An 18,576-nucleotide genomic window follows, 5' to 3' on the forward strand; every position below is an offset into this window, starting at 1 on the left:
CAGGACCGGTGTCCACCCCGGCCGGCGCAGGCCGCCTCTCATCGAGCAGGCGGCAGCCGGGGCGGATGGCCGGCGGGCGCTAGCCCTCTCTCTGCCACGGGAGCGACCGCGCACGGGTAGCGGAGGCAGCGGCGCGGCCGGTCGCGCCGCGCCCCCGCTGCCGGCACCGGTGGCCAGCGCACCCAGCCCGCGCCCCGCTGGTGAGGCGGGTGGCGGCCGGGCCGCCATCTGCGGCCCACCGCTCCCAGCCGAGGGCCCGGCCCGCCGCTGCGGTCAGCCCGGAGGTTCCCCGGCGAGGAACGGCTCGAGGTGGGCGAGCAGCTCGCCGGGGTTCTCCTCCTGCAGCAGGTGGCCGCAGTCGAGGGCTGCGCCGCCGACCGGGCCCGATGCGACGTCGCGCCAGGTCTGGAGCGTGTCGTAGAGCCGCCCGACCGCGCCGCGGCGGCCCCAGAGCGCCAGCAGCGGAGCGGTGGCGGACCGGCCGGCGGCCGAATCGGCGCCGTCGTGCTCCAGGTCGACGCCGGCTGCCGCCCGGTAGTCCTCGCAGACCGCGTGCACGAGTGCGGGGTCCCGGTAGCAGCGCAGGTACTCCTGCACGAGCGCCTCCTCGGGCACACCGGGTGTGGCGCTCTGCTTCTCCAGGTGCGAGCGGAGGAACGCCTCGGTCGCGCCGGCGATGAGCTGCTCCGGCAGCGGTTCCGGCTGGATCAGCAGGAACCACCAGTAGTAGGCCGTGGCGAAGGCGCGGTCGGTGCGCGCGTACATCGTCGCGGTCGGCGCGATGTCGAGGACCGCCAGCCGCTCCACCGCCGCCGGGTGGTCGAGCGCCATCCGGTGCGCCACCCGGCCGCCGCGGTCGTGGCCCACGACCGCGAACCGGTCGAACCCCAGCTCTGCCATCACCCGCACCTGGTCGAGCGCCATCGCCCGCTTGGCGTAGCCGGCGTGCGCGGGCCCGCCGGGCGGCTTGCCGGAGTCGCCGTATCCGCGCAGGTCGGTGGCGACCACGGTGAAGCGCTCGGCGAGCTGCGGTGCGACGCGGTACCAGGTGGCGTGCGTCTGCGGGTGGCCGTGCAGGAGGAGGACCGGCGGTCCGCTGCCGGCGGTCGCGGTACGGATGCGGACGCCGCCGGCGCTGACATCGCGCACCGCGAAGCCGGGCAGGAAGCCCTCGCTCATCGGGACGGGGCTGCGGCGGAGAGCGCTGCGGTGACGGCGCGCCCGAGGGACGCGGTCGTCCCGCCCCCGCCGAGGTCGGGTGTGAGCACGGCGCGGTCGCCCGCCAGTACGGTCTCGATGGCATGCAGCAGTGCGGCGCCGGCCTCGGCTTCGCCGAGGTGCTCCAGCATCATCGACGCGCTCCAGATCTGGCCGATCGGGTTGGCGACGCCCTTGCCGGCGATGTCCGGAGCCGAACCGTGCACCGGCTCGAACAGGCTCGGGAACCGGCGCTCGGGGTTGATGTTGGCGCTGGGCGCGATGCCGATGGTGCCGGTGCAGGCCGGGCCGAGGTCGGAGAGGATGTCGCCGAAGAGGTTGCTGGCGACGACCACGTCGAACCAGTCCGGGTGCTGCACGAAGTGCGCGGTGAGGATGTCGATGTGGAACTTGTCCACGGCGATGTCGGAGTACTCCTGGGCCATCAGGGCGACCCGCTCGTCCCAGTAGGGCATCGTGGTGTTGATGCCGTTGCTCTTGGTGGCCGAGGTGAGGTGCTTCGCCTCGCGCTTGCGCGCCAGTTCGAAGGCGTAGCGCAGGATGCGGTCGACGCCGGTGCGCGTCATGACGGTCTCCTGGACCACCGTCTCCCGCTCGGTGCCCTCGAAGATCCGGCCGCCGATGGAGCTGTACTCGCCCTCGGTGTTCTCCCGCACCACGTAGAAGTCGACGTCGCCGGGGCCGCGGCCGGCGAGCGGGCTGGTGACGCCGGGCATCAGGCGGACCGGGCGCACGTTGGCGTACAGGTCGAAGTGGCGGCGGAACTGCAGGAGGCTGCCCCACAGCGAGACGTGGTCGGGCACGATGTCGGGCCAGCCGATGGCGCCGAAGAAGATCGCGTCGTGCCGGACGAGCTCGTCGAACCACCCCTCGGGCAGCATGCGCCCGTGCTTGGTCCAGTACTCGGCCGAGGCGAAGTCGTAGTCGACCAGGTCGAGCTCGAAGCCGAAGGCGTCGGCCGCGGCGCGCAGCGCGCGGACGCCTTCGGGAACCACCTCGGTGCCGATGCCGTCGCCGGGGATGACGGCGATCCTGTAGGTGCGGCTCATGCGGGCTTTCCCCTCCGCTCGTCGGTCTCCGTCGGTGCAGCGCCGCACTCCGGGGGCCGGCTGCTGCGCTGCTACGGTGTGCGAACGAAGCTACACGGCAAGAAGCCGTGCCGGAACGGCGGTCAACGCAACCCTGCCTTTCCCTCAGGGCAAGAAATCCGCTGCGCTGCAGCACGCGGCCGCCCCGCAGCCCTGCGCACCGCTGCGGAGCGACCCCGGCACCCGGCACCCGATGGCCGAAAGGGGGTCCGGTGGCGCCGCTGGCCCCCGTCGACGACCTCGACTTCTTCGAGCTCCTCGCGCGCTCGCCGAGCCTCACGGCGGCGGCGCGCGAGTGGGGCGTCTCGCTGTCCGCGGTCAGCAAGCGGCTCACCCGGCTGGAGGCGCGCCTCGGCACCCAGCTGGTGCAGCGCAGCACCCGGCGGCTGGCCCTGACCGAGGCGGGTGAGCTGTACGCGGCGGGTGCGCGGGCGCTGCTGCAGGGCCGCGACGACCTGGAGGAGCGGGTGGCGCGCTCGGCCGGCGAGCTGCGCGGGCCGATCGCGGTGCACGCGACGCTCGGACTGGGCCGGCGCCACATCGGCCCGCTCCTTGAGCGGTTCACGGCCGAGCATCCGGCGGTCACCGCGGAGCTGACGCTGTCCGAGCACGCCGTCAACATCGCCGGCTCCGGCTACGATCTGGCCGTGCGGGTGGGTGCGCCGCCAGACGCCGACCTGCGCCTGCACCGGCTGCACCCGAACCGGGCGGTGGTGTGCGCCGCACCCGGCTACGTCGCCGAGCACGGGGCGCCGGCCAGCCCGGCCGACCTGGCCGGGCACGACTGCCTGGTGCTCAAGCAGAACGACGCCGACTTCGGCGTGTGGCGCTTCGGCACCGGCCCGGACGACACCCGCGCGGTCCGCGTCACCGGCCCGCTGGCCAGCAACGACGGCGAGGTCATCACCGGCTGGTGCCTGGCCGGCCGCGGCATCATGATGCGCTCGTCCTGGCACGCGGCGCCGCTCATCCGGCGCGGCCTGCTGGTGCCGCTGATGGAGCCGGTTCCGACTCCCCCGGCCGACATCGTCGCCGTCTGCGACCCCACCTCCCGCCTGCCCGGAAGGGTCAGCGCCCTCATCGACCTGCTGCGCACCGGCCTGCGCCGGCGGCTCGCCGCCGAGCAGCACGACTGAGCGTTCGCCGACGGGCGGGCCCGCGCACTGAGGGAGTACCGGCCGGATCGGTCCGCCGCGCTGCGTCAGCCCTGCTCCGTGTCTGGGTCTTCCACGAGCTCGGCGAGGAGGCCGCGGACGAGGCCGTCGATCCGGTCCCGGATGGGCCTCACCGCCTCCACGCCGTGACCGGCAGGGTCGGGCAGGTCCCAATCGAGGTAGCGCGTCCCGGGAAAAACCGGGCACGCATCACCGCAGCCCATGGTGACGACGGTGTCGGAGGCGCGGACTTCGTCGGCGGCGAGGAGAGCGGGCTCGGCGGCAGAGAGGTCGATCCCGATCTCGGCCATCGCGGCCGCAACCGCCGGGTGCACCGCGTCGCCAGGAGCCGTTCCGGCCGAGCGCACCCGCACCCGGCCGCGGGCGTAGCGCTCCAGGAGCGCGGCGGCCATCTGCGACCGGCCGGCATTGTGCACGCACACGAACAGCACCTGCGGGAGCGCGGCGCCGCGCCCGGGCGCGGGTTCTGGGGACTCAGCCATCGGTCGCGGGCCCTTCTGCTGCTGCAACGTGCCCTGCAGGAGCGCTGCCTGCTGGGGATTCATCGGCGGCTCCGGACCGCGGGCCGTTCGCCGTGCGCGGACCGTCCCCCGCAGGGGTGAGGGGCTCGTCGGGGAACCAGCGCCGGCGGGCGTACAGCGCGACGTGCACGAGCGCGATCAGCGCCGGCACCTCGATCAGCGGCCCCACAACTCCGGCGAGCGCCTGCCCGGATGCGGCGCCGAAGGAGGCGATGGCGACGGCGATCGCCAGCTCGAAGTTGTTGCCGGCTGCGGTGAAGGCCAGGGTGGCCGAGCGCTGGTAGCCGAGGTTCAGCGCGCGGCCCAGCGCCAGCGTGCCGGCCCACATCGCCGCGAAGTACAGCAGGAGCGGCAGCGCGATGCGGGCGACGCCGCCCGGGCGGGCGAGGATGGCGTCGCCCTGCAGCGCGAAGAGCAGGACGATGGTGAACAGCAGCCCGTACAGGCCCAGCGGACCGATCCGGGGCAGCAGCCGCGTCTCATACCAGTGGCGGCCCCGGAGCCGTTCGCCGATGCGCCGGGTGAGGAAGCCGGCCAGCAGCGGGACGCCGAGGAAGACCGCCACGGACAGGGTGATGTCCAGCGCGGAGACGTCGATGGCGGCCTGCTGCCAGCCGAGCCAGCCGGGCAGCGCGGAGAGGTAGAACCAGCCGAGCGCGCCGAAGGCGGCCACCTGGAACAGCGAGTTCAGCGCGACCAGGACGGCGGCCGCCTCGCGATCGCCGCAGGCGAGGTCGTTCCAGACGATGACCATGGCGATGCAGCGCGCGAGGCCGACGATGATCAGCCCGGTGCGGTACTCGGGCAGGTCGGCCAGGAAGAGCCAGGCCAGGGCGAACATGACGGCGGGGCCGACGATCCAGTTCACCGCCAGGGAGGCCAGCAGCATCCGCCGGTCGGCGGCTGCGGCGCCGAGCCGGTCGTAGCGGACCTTGGCCAGCGGCGGGAACATCATCACCAGCAGGCCGAGGGCGATCGGGACGGCGATGCCGCCCACCTCGAAGGAGGCGAGCGCCGGTCCGATACCGGGGACCAGCCGGCCGAGCAGCAGCCCGGCGGCCATCGCCAGCAGGATCCACACGGTGAGGTAGCGGTCCAGCAGCGGCAGCCGCGGGGCGGCGCTGGAGGACGCGGAGACGGGGCTGTTCACCGGGCTGGTGCCAGCGGAAGGCTGCGGCGGGTGAGGATCGCCGCGAGGCGGTCGGTGGCCTCGGGGACGAGCCGGTAATGGACCCAGGTGCCGCTCCGGCGCGACGTGATCAGCCCGGCCTCGCGCAGCAGTCTGAGGTGGTGGGAGATGGTGGGCTGGGACAGGTCGAAGGCCGGCGTCAGGTCGCAGACGCACACCTCATCGCCGCCGCTGGCGGCGATCATCGACAGCAGCCGCAGCCGCACCGGGTCGCCCAGCGCCTTGAACACCCGTGCGAGCTCGACCGACTCGGCCTCCCCGAGCGGGTCGGACAGCAGCTTCGGGCAGCAGGCGGCGAGCGCGCCGTCTTCCGGCGCTTGATTCGACATGCCTCTATATTGACGAACTTCGATCCTCCGTGCAACCTTGCATCGACAGACATCGAATCAAGCGCTCCGGAGGCCCCGTGTCCCGTGTCCAGCTCGCCCTCAACGTCGCCGACCTCGAGGGGTCGGTCGCCTTCTACTCCGCACTGTTCGGTACCGGACCGGCCAAGCGCCGCCCCGGCTACGCCAACTTCGCCATCGCCGAACCGCCGCTCAAGCTGGTCCTGATCGAGGGCGCGCCCGGCCAGGACACCCGCCTCGACCACCTGGGCGTCGAGGTGTCCGACACCGCCCAGGTCGATGCCGCCGCGGCGCGGTTCACCGAGGCGGGACTGGCCACTTTCGAGGAGAACGACACCTCCTGCTGCTACGCCGTCCAGGACAAGGTCTGGGTCCACGGCCCGGGCAGCGAGCCGTGGGAGGTCTACGCAGTGAAGGGCGAGAGCGACGTCCTGTGCCCTGCCCCCGCTGGCGATCGGGAGGCGGGAGAGCGGGAGGCGGCAGCGGACGGCAGCACCTGCTGCATCAGCCAGCCCTCCTGACACCGGGCCGCATCCCACCAGGCCCGGACCGGCGGGCGTGCCGCGCGAGGCACCCCGCCCGCCCCGGACGGCTGTGCGGCGCAGTGCAGCCAGCTGCGCCGCACAGCCGCCCGGGAGCGCCGCTCCTCGCGCGGAAGTATTGACTTATCAAATCCGCCCTTGGTTAACTCAAAATATGAAGTACGACACCATCCGCCGCGATCTGGAGGCGAAGATCGCGGCGGGGACCTGGCCGCCCGGGACGCGGATCCCCACCGAGGCGGAGCTGGGCGAGTCGTACGGAGTCAGCCGCATCACCGCGCAGCGGGCGGTGCGGGAACTGGTCCGCCGCGGCCTGGTGGTGCGCTACCGGCGCAAGGGCACCTTCGTCGTGCGCACCGAGACGGAGCGCGACCTGCTCAGCCTCGCCGATCCGCGCAACGACGGGCCCGAAGTCGAAGGGCGGCACATCGTCCACGAGGCGCGCGTGGTGCCGGCCGAGCGCGCGGCTGCCCGGCTGCCCGAGCCCGGCACCGGCCCGGCGGCGCCGCTCATCCAGTTGCGCCGCACCAAGCTCAACGCCGCGGAGCGCCCCATCGCCACCGAGCTCGCGGTGATCCCCTTCGCGCTGGCGCCGGACCTCCTCGACGAACCGCTGGAGGACCTCACCACGATCGCCTACTACCGGCGGATCGGCGTGCCCGTGCGGCGCTCGCGGCTCTACATCGAGCCGCACGCGCTCACCGCCGGCGAGGCCGCCACCCTGCAGAGCCCGCCCGGCACCGCCGTCTTCGTCCTGCGCCGCCACCTGTGGCTGGCCGACGGCACCCCTGCCGAGACCTTCGAGTCCGTCCTGCTACCCGACCACAGCCCCTTCTACATCGAGCAGAACGTCCCCGACCCCCCTTCTGCACCGGCGTAAGGAGAATCCGCGATGCCGCAGCACACCCCCCGCGTCGCCATCGTCGGCACCGGCACCATCGGCACGATGGCGGCCTGGCGGCTGGCCGAGCGCGGCGCCGACGTCGTCGCCTTCGACCGCTACGCGCCCGGCCATGACCGCGGCGCCGCCGGCGGCGAGTCGCGCATCTTCCGCACCGCCTACATGGAGGGCCGCCGCTACATCCCGGCGCTGCGCGCCGCACGCACGCTGTGGAACCGGCTCGAAGAGCAGACCGGCACCGGGCTGCTGTGCATGTGCGGCGGGCTGACGGTCGGCCCCCGCGGCCACCCCCTTCTGGCCGAGGTGCGCGAAGGCGCGCAGGAGTTCGGGGTCCGCCACGAACTGCTGGCTCCAGAGGCGGCGGCCGAGCGGTTCCCGCAGCACCCGCTGCGCGCCGGGGAGGCGGCGGTCCTCGACCACGAGGCCGGCGTGATCCGGCCCGACGCCGCACTGCTCGCCGCCGCCGACCGCGCCGAGGAGCTCGGTGCCGACCTGCGCCGCTACACCCCGGCGGTGCACATCGAGCGGGCAGGCTCCCGGTGGCGCGTCGACGACGGCGCCGCGGGGACCGAGGCGGACGCCGTGGTCCTCGCGCCGGGCCCCTGGAGCGCCGCCGACCCGGCGCCGCGCCCCTTCTTCGGCGGGATCGCGCCGGCCGCCCGCCAGATCACGCTGCACTGGTTCGCCGCCCGCGACGCGGCCCGGCTCGGGCCCGACCGCAATCCGGTAGTGATCCGCGTCGGGGAGCCGGCCTACTCCTGCTTCCCCGCCGTGGACGGCCATTCGGTGAAGCTGAGCGTGCACAGCGCCCCGCGCCCCGACCTCCCCTCGCCCGACGCCCTCACCCGCAGCTCCACCCCCGAGCTGCTGGACACCGCCCGCAGTATCGTCCGCGGCCACCTGCCCGGACTCCACCCCGACCCGGTGCGGATCGCCGCCTACGCCGACGCCTTCACCCCGGACGGCCACGCGCTCCTGGGGCGGCTCCCCCGCCATCCCGGGGTCTTCGCCGCAGCTGGCTTCTCCGGGCACGGCTTCAAGCTGTCGCCGCTGTTCGGCGACGCGCTGGCCGACCTCGTCCTGGACGGAACCACCCGGCACGACATCGCCCACCTCGATCCCGCGCGCTTCGGGTAAACCCCCGGACCCCGCCCGCGGGCCTGACCCCGGGGGGCAGTACCCCTCAGGCGGTACCGCTCCCCTGCTTCGCCGGAACGGCCGCGCTGACCCGCGGCTCCGCGCCCGCACCGCCGGCCTCTGGACCGGAGCGCCCCCACCGCTTTCCCCGCCATCCCCCGCGCATTCCGAACACGACCGGTTCGGCGCAGCAGCGCCGCGCCCCTCCTCCGCATGCCGGAAAACGGGAGTGCCCATGTCCGACAGCTCCGCACTGATCCTCATCGTCGCCGCCTGCGCCGTGGTCTTGGCCGCGGGCGCCGCGGTCGCCTTCACCATCGGGCGCCGTACGAAGAACTCCGACGACTGGATCGTCGGCGGCCGCAGCCTGCCGCTGCGGGTCGTGGTCTTCAGCCAGTTCGCGACCGCCTCCGGCGGCGGTGTGCTCGTCGCCCACGTCGGCATCGGCTATGCCTGGGGCTGGTCGGTGATGCTCTACGAAGTGGCCTGCATGCTCGGCCTGCTCCTGCTGATGGTGCTGGCGAACTGGCTGCGCAAGGAGCGGTTCGACACCGTCCCCCAGGTACTGACGCGCCTCTTCGGGACCGACCGGCGCATCACCGCGGTGGCGGCCCTGTGCGCGATCGTGGTCCCGTTCGGCTGGCTAGCCACCCAGTTCGTGGCGTTCGCCCAGCTGTTCGCGCAGATCACCGGCATCTCGCTGCCCGCGCTCATCATCGCCATGGCCGCCGCGTCGCTGCTGTTCGTGCTGCCCGGCGGGCTGCTCTCGGTCGCGTGGTCGGACTACATCTTCGGCGTGTTCATGGTCATCGTGACCTTCTTCATCGTCGGCTACGCCCTCTTTATGGCCGGCGGCTGGACCGGAATCACCGAGAGCGTGCCCCGCGAGCTGTGGAGCCCGTCCTCCGTCACGCTCGTGGGCTGGCCGACGATCCTGCTGTGGGCGTTCGCGATCATCCCGGGCACGCTCACCAACCAGCTCTACTACCAGCGCGTCTTCGCCACCAAGGACGTCTCGGTCGTGCGGCGCGGCCTGTTCATCAGCGCCCTGATGACCCTCATCGCCGGCGTCTATGCCGGTGTGCTGGGCCTGGTCATCCGCGCACTGGGAGCCGACTACTCCACCGCCGAGCGCGAGCAGGCCGCGGGCTGGTTGATCACCCAGCTCCCGCTGCTGGTCACCGCGGTGTTCGCGGCGTTCCTCGTCGCCACCATCGTCTCCACCACCTCCAGTGCCCTGCACTCGGTGGTGACCAACCTCGTCCGCGACCTCTACCAGGGGGTCCGCGGGGCGCGGCCGGAATCGGAGCTGGTGCGGCTGTCGAAGCTGCTGACGGTCGCCGTCACCGCGGTCGCGGCGGTGCTCGCCATCGCTTTCCCCACCGCCCTGGACTGGCTGGTGGCGACCTACGCCTACTCGGCCGCCACCCTGGCCGTGCCGATCTTCGTCGGGTTCGCGCTGCGCAAGCGGTTCCGCCTGTCGCCGGCCATCGGGCTGGCCTCCATGGGCGGCGGACTCGCCGGCTGCCTCGTGGCCCACCTGGCCGGCACCGAAGTGCCCTACGCCGTGTACGGGATCGCCGCATCGCTAGTGTGCCTGGTGGCGGCGGTGGCAGCCGGGCGGCGCAGAGACCGGGGCCGGGCGGCGCAGGCCGCCGGGTGAAGCGCAGAGGGCACTCGGATCGCAGCGGCAGCGCCCCCTGCAGCGCACGTCTCCGTACGACTCCATCGAGAGAAGGGACCACACGTGCATATCGCCGTCATCGGAGCGGGAGTGATCGGGCTCGCGGTCGCGCGGGAGCTCGCGCTGCGAGGGGCGCGGGTCGACCTGGTCGAGACGTCGGCTCCGGGAGCCGGGACGACCGGGACGACGTTCGCGTGGGTCAACGCCCACCTCAAGCGGCCCGAACCCTACCGGGCGCTGAACGCCGCCGGGGTCGCGGCGCACCACCGGCTCCACCGCGACCTGGCCGACGGGCCGCGCTGGTTCTTCCCCACCGGCAACCTGGAGTGGGCGGCGGAGCCCGCGCACGGGGCGGCACTCGCCGCAGCGGCCGACGAGGTGGAGGCCGCGGGCGGCCGCGTGGAGCGGCTCGACCCGGGGCAGGCGCGCGCTCTGGAGCCCGCCGCGCGCATCCCCGATGACGCGCACGGCGCGGTCCTGTTCGCCGACGAGGGCCACGTGCTGCCCGGAACGTTCGCGGCGCGGCTGCTCTCCGACGCGCTCGCCGCCGGCGTGCGGCTGCGGACCGGCGCGGCGGCAGTGGCACTGGACCCGGACGACCGCGGGGTCCGCATCGGCCTGGACGGCGGTGCCGAGCTGCGCGCCGACACCGCCGTCACCGCCGCCGGCCGCTGGACCGAAGCGCTGCTGGCGACGGCCGGCGTGCACCTGCCGATGGCCGACGCCGAAGAGCCGGGCGGCGCGGGCGTCGGGCTGCTCGCCTACACGGAGCCGGCGCCGGCGCGGCTGGGCCGGGTGCTCACCACGCCGCGGCTGAACGTGCGCCCGGACGGCGGCGGGCGGCTGGTGCTGCAGGGCCTCGACCTGGACGCCGGCGCGGACCCGGCGGCACCGCCGGCCGCGGACGGTCCGGTCGCCGAAGAGCTGCTGGCCCGCGCCGGCGCGGTACTGAGCGGCGCCGAGTTCGCGCGGGTCGCCGAGGTGCGGGTCGGGCAGCGGTCGCTGCCGGCCGACGGGTTCACCGTCTGCGGCTTCACCGACGACCGCGCGCGGCTGTACACGGTGGCAACGCACAGCGGGATCACCCTCGCGCCCGCGCTGGGCGGCCTGGTCGCCGACGAGGTCCTCGACGGCCGCCGCGCCGGCCTCCTCGCCGGTTTCCGCCCGACCCGCTTCGACCCGGTGGAGCGACCCGACACCCGCCTGGCCCAGGTCCGGCTGCCGGGCCAGCAGTAGGCGCCCGCGCGGGCTCCGCCCGCTTCCGCCGCCCCGCCGCCCCCGCGGCCTTGCGCTGCGCCGCGGGGCGGCGGAACCGGACGCCGCCGGAGAGCGCGGGCCCAGCGGGCCGGACAGCCCGCGACCGCTAAGATCTTAGAATCGTGTTCGCCAATTAGTGGGGTGGGTGCCCGTGCCGGTTCAGGGAGAGCTCGACGAGGTCGGCGCCGTGTTCGACCACACTGCGGTCGCGGCACCGCGGCTGCGCGACCTGCTGGAGACCTACGTGGACCTGCTCGGCGGGCGGGTGCTGGGCGGCGGCGACCACCCGGGCGGCTTCCGGCTCATCCAGGTCGGCTACGCCGGCGGCGGCAAGGTCGAGCTCATGGAACCCCTCGCGGGGTCGGACTTCTTCGACTCCTTCTTCGCGCTCAACCGGTCGCGCGGCGGCGTCCATCACCTCAACTTCCACGTGCCCGACATCGACGCGGCCGTGCAGCGGCTGCGCGCCCGCGGGTACCGGCTGCACGGCCTCAACCTCGGCGACCCGCGCTGGCGGGAGGTGTTCCTGCACCCCAAGGAGGCGCACGGGACGCTGGTCCAGCTGGCCCAGCCGGGCCAGCGGGAGCGCCGCGGGCCGCGCCCGACCGCCGAGGAGGTCCTCGCCGGCAAGGGCAACCGCGGCAACGGCGTCCCGAGCCCGTAGGCTGCGGCCGCCCGGCGTGGGAGGTGCCGCGGCCGGGCGCGCGCGGATTAGCGTGGCGCCATGAGCACCGAGATCGACCTGACGGCGGCGCCCAGCGGACCGGGCTGCGCGGACTGCACTGCCAGCGGCGGCTGGTGGTTCCACCTGCGGCGCTGCGCCGCCTGCGGCACCGTGGGCTGCTGCGACTCCTCGCCCGGCCAGCACGCCCGGCGGCACAGCGAGTCCGCGGGCCATCCGATCGTGCAGAGCTACGAGCCGGGCGAGGACTGGTTCTACGACTTCCGGACCGACGCCATGGGCAGCGGCCCGGAGCTCACCCCGCCCGGCTCGCACCCTGCGGACCAGGCGGTTCCCGGCCCTGCCGACCGCCTCCCCGCCGACTGGATGGCGCACCTGAACTGACCGGGCGCCTCCGGCGGTGCGGTCGGAGCGCACTGCCGGACCGCGGCCGCGGGCGCCCCTGGCCGGGCGCGTGCGTCCAGCCCCGCCGCGGCAGAGCTCCGGCCCCCCTGCTTCCGTGCGGCCGCTATCCGCCGAGCAGGCCGGTGAGGACGCGGGTGAACAGGAGCCGGCCGGCGAAGGCCGTGGGGCGGTCGAACAGGTGCGGCAGTCCGGCGACCCGGAGGTCTTCGCGCCAGATGACGCACGACCCGCCGCTGGCGGGCAGGACCGCGATCTCGGCCCAGCCGCGCACCGCCCTGCCCCGCTTCTCCAGTCGGCAGCGGCCCGGCCAGCCGCTCTCCGGCGGCTCCCAGACGACGACCTCCATCGGATCGTCCGCGGCGATCGGCCCGATGCCGGTCCGCGCCGTGTACCAGGTCCCCACCTGCGTGGGCCCCGCGGGTTCGACCGCGACCGAGGTCAGCGGGACGTGCCGGGCATGCCGGTGCCAGTCGGTCACCCGCTCCCACGCCTCGCCCGGTGCCATCCCGGTCCGCCGCTCAATCAGAAAGCCCGCCACCCGGCTATCCTCGCACCCCGGACCGGGAGAGTCCCGCCGGCGCCGCCGTGCCGCCTGCCGGTGCAGCCGCCGCAGCGGCCCGCAGCCGGCTGCGTACGGATCCGGCCCGGTCCGCGACGCGGCCCGGTCCCGCGGGATCCCGGCGCCAGGGCCCGGGACCGCCGCCGGCCGGCCGGACGCTCCGGGGCGGGTCAGCGGACCTCGCGGAGCTCGCCCGAGTGAACGTCGAAGACGAAGCCGCGGACCGCGTCGGGCCCGTTGTGCGGGATGGCGGAGTCCGCGGCGATGCGGCGCATCGACTGGCGGACGTCGTCGTCGAGGTCGGTGAAGGCTTCGCTGGCCCAGTCGGGGCGGACGCCGGTCTCGGCCTCGATCCGGGACTTCAGCTCGGGGTCGGTGAAGGTCTGCATTCCGCAGTTGGTGTGGTGCACCAGCACGATCTCCCGCGAACCCAGCATGCGCTGGCTGATCGCCAGGCTGCGCCGGGTGTCGGGGGTGACGACGCCGCCGGCGTTGCGCAGCAGGTGCGCGTCGCCCTTCTTCAGCCCGAACAGCTCGAACAGGTCGATCCGGGCGTCCATGCAGGTGACAACGGTCAGCTGGCGCACCGGGGGCGCGCCGAGGTGGGCGGCGGCCGCCTCCGCGCTGCTGTTTCGCGCATACTCCACGATCTCGTCCGTCGTACTCATGCCGCACCTCCGCCTCGTCGATGTGGCGGCGCCCGCTGGCGCCCCCTTGCGCGCACGACCGGATCCGCCTGGCCGGTACACGGCAGGCGGAACAGGGAGCAGGCCAGCGGGGGGTGCCGGGCCGGCCCAGCAGACCGCCCGGTCGGCGCACACCGAGGGTAACGGGTCCGTGCCCGGCCACGCCCCTCCGGCCCGCGGAATCGGCGGTTACCGCTCCGCGGCTGCCCGAGGCAGAGGGCGCCGCGTTCCGGGCCGGTCGGCAGTGCCCGCGCCCACCGCGCAGCGGGCGCCGCCCGGACAGCGCACGGCCAGCGGGCGGGTGTGCGCGGTATGCTGCGCACAGGGCGATGGATCCCGCCCGGGCGCTGCCGCCCGAACCGCCGCAGTGGCTGATGGCTCCTGCCTCGCCGGCGACGGCGGGCAGGGTGCTGCCCGCGGAGGTGGTCATGAGCAGAGGATCCGTCCCGCAACCCGGTCCCGACCGGATGGTCGACTTCGCCGGGCACCCCGCCGTGGCGGGGGTCGTCCCGGGCCGGTGCGAGCTGGTCGCGGCGACTGCTGCGCGGTGGGCGCTCGCCGTCGGCGCACCCGCGGTCCACTTCGCCTACTGCGACCCGTCCCGCTATCCGGTGGCCGAGCACGCCGACGGCACCGTGGCGCACGCTCCGGTCGACCCCGACGAGGGCGACGACCACTGGCTCGACCGCTACGGCAGCCTCCACGACGGCCTCGCCGGTGTCCTCGCCGACTCGCCGGCCACGTGGACCCTCACCTACCTCGCCGGACGTCCCGACCGGGCGCTCACCCACCTCGCGCGCGCCGTCGACGCCGCCGTCCTCATCGTCGGCAGCCGCGCCCCTGGGCCCGCCGGGCGCATGCGCGCGTTCTTCGAGGGGTCGGTCGCCGTCCATCTCGCCCGGCACCAGCACCGCCCGGTGCTGACCGTGCCGCTCAGTGTCGTCGACTGGAAGGAGACCCGGTCCGAATGGGACGGCTGACCTCCGCGGCTCCCTCCCGCGCCGTGCCGCCGGCCGCGCTCGCCCTCCTCGCCGCCGGCGGCGGGGCCGCGGGGACCGCGCTGCGGGCCCTGCTCGACACCGCGTCCCCCTCCCCCGCCGGCTGGCCGTGGACCACGCTCGCGGTCAACGCCGCGGGCTCGCTCGTATTGGGTGCGCTGCTGGAGGCGCTCGCCCGGTCGGGCCCGGACGACGGGGCGCGGCGCGCCGTCCGGGTGTGCTGCGGCACCGGCCTGATCGGCGGCTTCACCACCTACAGCGCCTTCGCACTGCAGGTGCAGGTGCTGCTCGGCGAGGGCGGCGCCGCGCCGGCCGCCGGCTACGCGCTGGTGAGCACGCTGGCGGGGGTGGCGGCGGCCTGCGCCGGCATCGCGCTGTCAGCGGGCGCCGTCCGCGCCCTGCGGACCAGGAGGGCGCGGTGACCCTGCTGCTCATCGCCCTCGGCGGAGGGCTGGGGGCGGCGGCCCGCTTCCTGCTGGACACCGCGGTAGCCCGCCGCGCGCGCACCCGGGTCCCGCTGGGCACCCTGGTGGTGAACACCTCCGCGTGCCTGCTGCTGGGCCTGCTCACCGGCTGGCTCTCCGGGCATCCGGGGCATGGCCTGGCGGAGCGCGTTCTGGCCACCGGGTTCCTCGGCGGCTTCTCGACGTTCAGCACCGCCAGCGTGGAGACCGCGCGCCTGCTGCTCGGCGGCGGCCCCCTCAGCGCGGCGGTGCACGCCCTGTCGATGCTCGCCGCCTGCCTGGCCGCCGTCACCGCCGGCCTCGTCCTGGGCACCCGCCTGTGACCGGCGCTCCCGCGCTCGGCCGCGGATCCGACCGCGAAGCGCCGGTGTGCTGCGGCGCAGGCAGCGCTCCGGCGGCGCCCGGGGCCGCGCGCGGCGGCCCCGGGGACCCGACGCAGCCGGCACCGGCGCCGCCTGCGCTGCAGCCGCCGCGGCTCAGACGATGCCGGTGACCGTCACGGTGACCCGCGCAGTCGAACCGGGCTTCTGCACGGCGACGCAGGCGTCCGCGGCGGCTGCAGCGGCCCGGGCGACGTCCAGGGTCCGCGCGTCGGCGCGCGCCACGATGCGGACGTCGACCGTCCAGGGGGCGGCCGGCCCGGTGCGGGCGACGCGCAGGCCGGACCGGTGGACGGGCCCGCCGCTGTCGGGCAGCGCCGCGCGGAAGCGGTCCGCGAGCCCGGGCGTGAGGAATGCGACGCCCGGCACCGCGAGGACCGCGGAGCTCAGCGCCTCGGCCAGTTCGGCGTAGCGGCTCACAGTCCAGCACCTCCTTCGTCCCCGGCTCCGCCGGGCCGTTCGACCAGATCGGTGATGCGGATGTCGACCGCCGCGACGTCGAGGCCGAGCCGCCGGTCGGCGGCTTCCACCACCGCGCCGCGGACGCGCTCGGCCAGCGCGGTGAGGTCCGGCGCGTCCAGCGGCGCGTGGATAGCGAGCCGCACCGTGACGCGCTCGGCAGCGCCGGCCGCGCGGTCGGCCGCACCGGCCGCCCCGCCCTCGTCCGGCGCGATCCGGCAGGAGCCGGCGCGCACGCCGGACACCCGCTCGGCGGCGGAGCGCAGCGTGCGGGCAGCGACCGACTCGGTGATCCAGAGGTCTTCGCCGGCGGCGCCGAGCGGCAGCGGCCGGCCCGGCCGGAGCTCCAGCCGGACCACGTCCATGACGCGCTGGGTGAGGGCGGCCGCGTCGACCTCCGGTCCGCCGGCGGCGGACGCGTCGCCGTGCAGTCCGCGCACGGCCGACTCGAGGTCCTCCAGGTCGGCGGTGGCCTGCAGGCAGTGCGGGCAGGTCCGGGCGTGCTCGTCGGCGCTTCCGTCCTCCCAGTCGCCCCAGACCTGGGAGAGCAGCCGCCCGCAGGGCAGCCGCTCGTCGCCGCGGTCGGGCTCCGGAGTGTCGGGCAGGTGGGTGCGGTCGTTCATCGCCAGGCCCCCAGTGCAGTGGTCAGATGGCGTCGGGCGCGGAACACGCGAGCACGGACTGCCTGCTGGGTGATGCCCACCGTATCCGCGATGAAGTCGTAGGGCTGTCCGTCCAGTTCGCGCAGCACCCAGCAGGCCCGCTGCTCCGCGGAGAGCCCTGCCATGGCGTCCTGCAGATCCCGGACCGCGGCGCGGCCCTCGACGATCCGCTCGGGCGCCACCGCATGCTCGGGGGCCGGCGGCTCAGGCACGCCGCCCCAGTCGGTGCTCGGCTGGCGCGCGCGGAGCAGGTTGAGGCACCGGTTGGTGACGATGCGGTACATCCAGGTACCGAACGCCGCCCCTCCGCGGAACTCCGGCAGCCGGCGCCAGGCGCTGATGAAGGCGTCCTGGACGGCGTCCTCGGCTTCGGTGCGGTCGCCCAGCAGCCGCGTTCCCAGCCGGACCAGCGGCGGAGCGTGGCGGCGCACCAGTACCGCGAACGCCTCTTCGTCGCCCTCGGCGGCGCGCACGGCCAGCAGCGCGTCGTCGGCGCCGCCGTGCGGCTCGGGCGGATTCGTGGGTGTGCGTTCCCCCGGCACGGGGTTGCTCCTCTCCGTCGTCCTGCACGTTGGACAACCCGGCGGCGCGGTTGTGACGCAATCGGCCGCGACCGTTCACCACCGTGGCAGCTGCGCGGAAAGAAGTCCGGAAAACCGCGTAACAGCGCCACCGCGGCCGGGTCGAACGGAGAGACAGCAGCAGACAGGCAGCCGGCACCGGCCGGCCGACGAAGGGAGGGCGCGATGAACGCCCAGCAGAACGCCCCGGCATCCGCGGACTCGACCGCGCGCACCAAGCGCACCCCCTCCACCGAGGTGAGCACCGGCGCGACAGGCGCCGACCAGCCGGTGGAATCCCGCGGCGCAACCGCGATCGCCGACATCGTGGTGGTCAAGCTCGCCGGCGTCGCCGCCCGCGAGATCCCCGGCGTGCACGACATGGGCGGCGGCCTGTCCCGGACGCTCGGCGCGGTCAGCGAGCGTGTGCCGGGGAGCCGCCCCAACGTCGGGCGCGGAGTCAAGGTGGAGGTCGGCGCGAAGCAGGCCGCCATCGACGTCGACCTCGTCGTGGAGTACGGCGTCGCGATCGCCGAGCTGGCGCGCGGCGTGCGGGAGAACGTCATCGCCTCGGTCGAGCGCATCACGGGGCTGGAGGTGGTGGAGGTCAACATCACCGTGAACGACGTCCACCTGCCCGAGGACGACGACAGCGCCGAGTCCGAGGGCCGCGTCTCCTAGCGATGGCGCCGGAATCAACGGCGGGCGCCGGACGGCGGTCCGCACGAGGCGGAGGTGGAGATCGATGAGCAGGGCATTCACTGGAATGGTGGCGGGGATGGCGCTGGCCTTCGCCGGCTACTTCGGCGGATTCGGCGCCTTCCTCCTCGTCGCAGCGCTGGGCGGTCTCGGCTACGCCGCGGGGGCCTGGCTGGAGGGCGGCGGGCGGCTGGAGGACCTGCGGACCGTGTTCGAGCGGGGGCGCCGGTGACCGCCGCACCGCCCCCCGCCGAGCGGGGCAGAACCGTCATCGCGGAGCGGGCGGTGCGCCGGATCGCCGCACGCGCCGCCGCGGAGGGGCTCCTGCCGGACGCCGCCGGCGGGGTGCACGCCTCCGCGTCCGTGCACGGACGCCGCGCGCGGATCGCCCTGCGCACCCCGCTCCCCTACCCGGATCCGGTCGCCGAAGCCGCCTACCGCCTGCAGCGCCGCGTGGCCGAGCGCGTCGGTGCGCTCACCGGCCTGGCAGTGGCCCCGCCCCGGATGCGGGTCACCCGCCTCGCCCCCGCGACCGGGGCTGCCGACCCGCCCGAGGCGGCCCAGGCCCCGGAGCGGCCCGGCCGCGCGCGCCGGCCCTGGTCGGCGCGGCGCGTCCCGGCGGCGCTACTGGCGCTGGCGGCCGCGGCGGCCGCTGGCGCCGCCACCGCCGACCTCGTGCGCGTGCACCTGCTCGGCCTTCCGCCCGCCGCCTGGCGGACCTGGGCGCTGGACCGCCTCGCCGGCCTGAGCCTCGGCGACCCGGTGGTCACCGCCCTCGGCGGCGCGTCGGTTCTGGCGGGGGCCGTGCTGGTGGTCCTCGCCGCCACGCCGGGCCTGCGCCGCCTGCGCCCGGCAGCGGCGCCCGCCCCCGGCTGGCGCGCCGCGGTCGAGCGCGCCGCCGGCGCGGCGCTGCTCCGCGGAAGTCGGATCGTAGCCATGTCGTTCTGTGAGCCAAGGAGTTGG

General features: G+C 75.2%; 23 protein-coding genes, 1 pseudogene and 1 riboswitch. Of the genes and pseudogenes, 14 read left to right on the forward strand and 10 right to left on the reverse strand.

Going from position 1 to position 18,576, the window contains the following annotated elements:
* Positions 1-273 precede the first annotated feature (273 nt).
* Both ACYVGT_RS13500 and ACYVGT_RS13505 read right to left on the reverse strand, forming a co-directional pair.
* Positions 274-1,179: an alpha/beta fold hydrolase gene (locus ACYVGT_RS13500; RefSeq protein ID WP_460857869.1), complete on the reverse strand. Its 906-nt coding sequence runs from the start codon at positions 1,177-1,179 to the stop codon at positions 274-276.
* Positions 1,176-2,267 (reverse strand): tartrate dehydrogenase, encoded by a 1,092-nt coding sequence (locus tag ACYVGT_RS13505; protein WP_460857871.1) that lies wholly within the window; start codon positions 2,265-2,267, stop codon positions 1,176-1,178. The genes ACYVGT_RS13500 and ACYVGT_RS13505 overlap by 4 nt, the downstream gene beginning before the upstream one ends.
* Positions 2,268-2,518: 251 nt before the next feature.
* Between ACYVGT_RS13505 and ACYVGT_RS13510 the strand changes: the two genes are divergently transcribed.
* On the forward strand, positions 2,519-3,442 hold the full coding sequence (locus tag ACYVGT_RS13510; RefSeq protein ID WP_460857873.1) for a LysR family transcriptional regulator: 924 nt from the start codon (positions 2,519-2,521) through the stop codon (positions 3,440-3,442).
* A 65-nt stretch (positions 3,443-3,507) separates the two neighbouring features.
* Here ACYVGT_RS13510 and ACYVGT_RS13515 read toward each other — a convergent pair whose 3' ends face one another.
* Genes ACYVGT_RS13515 through ACYVGT_RS13525 form a run of 3 tightly spaced genes read right to left on the reverse strand, consistent with a single transcriptional unit; the run spans position 3,508 to position 5,520 of the window.
* Positions 3,508-3,963: an arsenate reductase ArsC gene (locus ACYVGT_RS13515; RefSeq protein ID WP_460857876.1), complete on the reverse strand. Its 456-nt coding sequence runs from the start codon at positions 3,961-3,963 to the stop codon at positions 3,508-3,510.
* On the reverse strand, positions 3,956-5,152 hold the full coding sequence (gene arsB, locus ACYVGT_RS13520) for an ACR3 family arsenite efflux transporter (protein WP_460857878.1): 1,197 nt from the start codon (positions 5,150-5,152) through the stop codon (positions 3,956-3,958). The genes ACYVGT_RS13515 and arsB overlap by 8 nt, the downstream gene beginning before the upstream one ends.
* Complete coding sequence (locus ACYVGT_RS13525) at positions 5,149-5,520, reverse strand: ArsR/SmtB family transcription factor (protein ID WP_460857881.1); 372 nt, start codon at positions 5,518-5,520, stop codon at positions 5,149-5,151. Before ACYVGT_RS13525 ends, arsB begins: the two co-directional genes overlap by 4 nt.
* Before the next feature lie 77 nt (positions 5,521-5,597).
* Between ACYVGT_RS13525 and ACYVGT_RS13530 the strand changes: the two genes are divergently transcribed.
* The 7 genes from ACYVGT_RS13530 to ACYVGT_RS13560 all read left to right on the forward strand — a co-directional run bounded on the left by ACYVGT_RS13530 (position 5,598) and on the right by ACYVGT_RS13560 (position 12,125).
* Entirely contained in the window at positions 5,598-6,059 is a 462-nt protein-coding gene (locus ACYVGT_RS13530) for an ArsI/CadI family heavy metal resistance metalloenzyme (protein WP_460857883.1), read from the forward strand.
* Between the two features lie 175 nt (positions 6,060-6,234).
* Positions 6,235-6,960, forward strand: a complete 726-nt coding sequence (locus ACYVGT_RS13535) for a GntR family transcriptional regulator (protein WP_460857885.1) — start codon at positions 6,235-6,237, stop codon at positions 6,958-6,960.
* Positions 6,961-6,972: 12 nt separating this feature from the next.
* Positions 6,973-8,118, forward strand: a complete 1,146-nt coding sequence (gene solA / locus ACYVGT_RS13540; RefSeq protein WP_460857887.1) for an N-methyl-L-tryptophan oxidase — start codon at positions 6,973-6,975, stop codon at positions 8,116-8,118.
* A 235-nt stretch (positions 8,119-8,353) separates the two neighbouring features.
* Positions 8,354-9,781 (forward strand): sodium:solute symporter family protein, encoded by a 1,428-nt coding sequence (locus tag ACYVGT_RS13545; RefSeq protein WP_460857889.1) that lies wholly within the window; start codon positions 8,354-8,356, stop codon positions 9,779-9,781.
* A gap of 84 nt (positions 9,782-9,865) precedes the next feature.
* Positions 9,866-11,038 carry an NAD(P)/FAD-dependent oxidoreductase gene (locus ACYVGT_RS13550; RefSeq protein WP_460857891.1) on the forward strand — a complete coding sequence of 391 codons (1,173 nt, stop codon included), beginning with the start codon at positions 9,866-9,868 and terminating at the stop codon, positions 11,036-11,038.
* 172 nt (positions 11,039-11,210) lie between these two features.
* Entirely contained in the window at positions 11,211-11,723 is a 513-nt protein-coding gene (locus tag ACYVGT_RS13555; RefSeq protein ID WP_460857893.1) for a VOC family protein, read from the forward strand.
* Positions 11,724-11,783: 60 nt separating this feature from the next.
* On the forward strand, positions 11,784-12,125 hold the full coding sequence (locus ACYVGT_RS13560; protein WP_460857895.1) for a UBP-type zinc finger domain-containing protein: 342 nt from the start codon (positions 11,784-11,786) through the stop codon (positions 12,123-12,125).
* A 124-nt stretch (positions 12,126-12,249) separates the two neighbouring features.
* Here ACYVGT_RS13560 and ACYVGT_RS13565 read toward each other — a convergent pair whose 3' ends face one another.
* Both ACYVGT_RS13565 and ACYVGT_RS13570 read right to left on the reverse strand, forming a co-directional pair.
* The gene (locus ACYVGT_RS13565) at positions 12,250-12,684 is read right to left on the reverse strand and encodes an SRPBCC family protein (RefSeq protein ID WP_460857897.1); all 435 of its coding nucleotides are present in this window, start codon (positions 12,682-12,684) and stop codon (positions 12,250-12,252) included.
* 191 nt (positions 12,685-12,875) lie between these two features.
* Entirely contained in the window at positions 12,876-13,373 is a 498-nt protein-coding gene (locus tag ACYVGT_RS13570) for a beta-class carbonic anhydrase (protein WP_460857898.1), read from the reverse strand.
* 334 nt (positions 13,374-13,707) lie between these two features.
* Positions 13,708-13,782: riboswitch (Fluoride riboswitch) on the forward strand.
* 37 nt (positions 13,783-13,819) lie between these two features.
* Here ACYVGT_RS13570 and ACYVGT_RS13575 point away from each other — a divergent pair.
* Genes ACYVGT_RS13575 through ACYVGT_RS13585 form a run of 3 tightly spaced genes read left to right on the forward strand, consistent with a single transcriptional unit; the run spans position 13,820 to position 15,176 of the window.
* Positions 13,820-14,371, forward strand: a complete 552-nt coding sequence (locus tag ACYVGT_RS13575; RefSeq protein ID WP_460857900.1) for a universal stress protein — start codon at positions 13,820-13,822, stop codon at positions 14,369-14,371.
* Positions 14,359-14,811 (forward strand): fluoride efflux transporter FluC, encoded by a 453-nt coding sequence (locus tag ACYVGT_RS13580; protein WP_460857902.1) that lies wholly within the window; start codon positions 14,359-14,361, stop codon positions 14,809-14,811. The genes ACYVGT_RS13575 and ACYVGT_RS13580 overlap by 13 nt, the downstream gene beginning before the upstream one ends.
* A complete protein-coding gene (locus ACYVGT_RS13585) occupies positions 14,808-15,176 on the forward strand; it encodes a fluoride efflux transporter FluC (protein ID WP_460857904.1) in 369 nt (122 codons plus the stop codon). The genes ACYVGT_RS13580 and ACYVGT_RS13585 overlap by 4 nt, the downstream gene beginning before the upstream one ends.
* Before the next feature lie 153 nt (positions 15,177-15,329).
* On the opposite strand, the gene ACYVGT_RS13590 is transcribed toward ACYVGT_RS13585, so the two are convergent.
* Genes ACYVGT_RS13590 through ACYVGT_RS13600 form a run of 3 tightly spaced genes read right to left on the reverse strand, consistent with a single transcriptional unit; the run spans position 15,330 to position 16,896 of the window.
* Positions 15,330-15,653 (reverse strand): hypothetical protein, encoded by a 324-nt coding sequence (locus tag ACYVGT_RS13590; protein WP_460857906.1) that lies wholly within the window; start codon positions 15,651-15,653, stop codon positions 15,330-15,332.
* Positions 15,650-16,315 carry a hypothetical protein gene (locus tag ACYVGT_RS13595; RefSeq protein ID WP_460857909.1) on the reverse strand — a complete coding sequence of 222 codons (666 nt, stop codon included), beginning with the start codon at positions 16,313-16,315 and terminating at the stop codon, positions 15,650-15,652. The genes ACYVGT_RS13590 and ACYVGT_RS13595 overlap by 4 nt, the downstream gene beginning before the upstream one ends.
* Positions 16,312-16,896 (reverse strand): RNA polymerase sigma factor, encoded by a 585-nt coding sequence (locus ACYVGT_RS13600; protein WP_460857912.1) that lies wholly within the window; start codon positions 16,894-16,896, stop codon positions 16,312-16,314. The genes ACYVGT_RS13595 and ACYVGT_RS13600 overlap by 4 nt, the downstream gene beginning before the upstream one ends.
* Before the next feature lie 204 nt (positions 16,897-17,100).
* Between ACYVGT_RS13600 and ACYVGT_RS13605 the strand changes: the two genes are divergently transcribed.
* The 3 genes and pseudogenes from ACYVGT_RS13605 to ACYVGT_RS13615 all read left to right on the forward strand — a co-directional run.
* Positions 17,101-17,595, forward strand: coding sequence for an Asp23/Gls24 family envelope stress response protein (locus ACYVGT_RS13605; protein WP_460857915.1), 495 nt, complete (start codon positions 17,101-17,103; stop codon positions 17,593-17,595).
* Between the two features lie 64 nt (positions 17,596-17,659).
* Positions 17,660-17,845: a hypothetical protein gene (locus ACYVGT_RS13610; protein ID WP_460857917.1), complete on the forward strand. Its 186-nt coding sequence runs from the start codon at positions 17,660-17,662 to the stop codon at positions 17,843-17,845.
* Positions 17,842-18,576: pseudogene (locus ACYVGT_RS13615) on the forward strand (hypothetical protein); the annotation flags it as partial. The gene ACYVGT_RS13610 and the pseudogene ACYVGT_RS13615, both read left to right, overlap by 4 nt.

The sequence above is a fragment of the Nocardiopsis coralliicola genome (assembly GCF_054779695.1).

Coding starts and splice junctions, on each gene's coding strand:
- ACYVGT_RS13500 (WP_460857869.1), bottom strand. CDS start 1,179: ATGAGCGAGGGCTTCCTGCCCGGCTTCGCGGTGCGCGATGTCAGCGCC.
- ACYVGT_RS13505 (WP_460857871.1), bottom strand. CDS start 2,267: ATGAGCCGCACCTACAGGATCGCCGTCATCCCCGGCGACGGCATCGGC.
- ACYVGT_RS13515 (WP_460857876.1), bottom strand. CDS start 3,963: ATGGCTGAGTCCCCAGAACCCGCGCCCGGGCGCGGCGCCGCGCTCCCG.
- ACYVGT_RS13525 (WP_460857881.1), bottom strand. CDS start 5,520: ATGTCGAATCAAGCGCCGGAAGACGGCGCGCTCGCCGCCTGCTGCCCG.
- ACYVGT_RS13535 (WP_460857885.1), top strand. CDS start 6,235: ATGAAGTACGACACCATCCGCCGCGATCTGGAGGCGAAGATCGCGGCG.
- solA (WP_460857887.1), top strand. CDS start 6,973: ATGCCGCAGCACACCCCCCGCGTCGCCATCGTCGGCACCGGCACCATC.
- ACYVGT_RS13545 (WP_460857889.1), top strand. CDS start 8,354: ATGTCCGACAGCTCCGCACTGATCCTCATCGTCGCCGCCTGCGCCGTG.
- ACYVGT_RS13560 (WP_460857895.1), top strand. CDS start 11,784: ATGAGCACCGAGATCGACCTGACGGCGGCGCCCAGCGGACCGGGCTGC.
- ACYVGT_RS13570 (WP_460857898.1), bottom strand. CDS start 13,373: ATGAGTACGACGGACGAGATCGTGGAGTATGCGCGAAACAGCAGCGCG.
- ACYVGT_RS13575 (WP_460857900.1), top strand. CDS start 13,820: ATGAGCAGAGGATCCGTCCCGCAACCCGGTCCCGACCGGATGGTCGAC.
- ACYVGT_RS13580 (WP_460857902.1), top strand. CDS start 14,359: ATGGGACGGCTGACCTCCGCGGCTCCCTCCCGCGCCGTGCCGCCGGCC.
- ACYVGT_RS13595 (WP_460857909.1), bottom strand. CDS start 16,315: ATGAACGACCGCACCCACCTGCCCGACACTCCGGAGCCCGACCGCGGC.
- ACYVGT_RS13605 (WP_460857915.1), top strand. CDS start 17,101: ATGAACGCCCAGCAGAACGCCCCGGCATCCGCGGACTCGACCGCGCGC.
- ACYVGT_RS13610 (WP_460857917.1), top strand. CDS start 17,660: ATGAGCAGGGCATTCACTGGAATGGTGGCGGGGATGGCGCTGGCCTTC.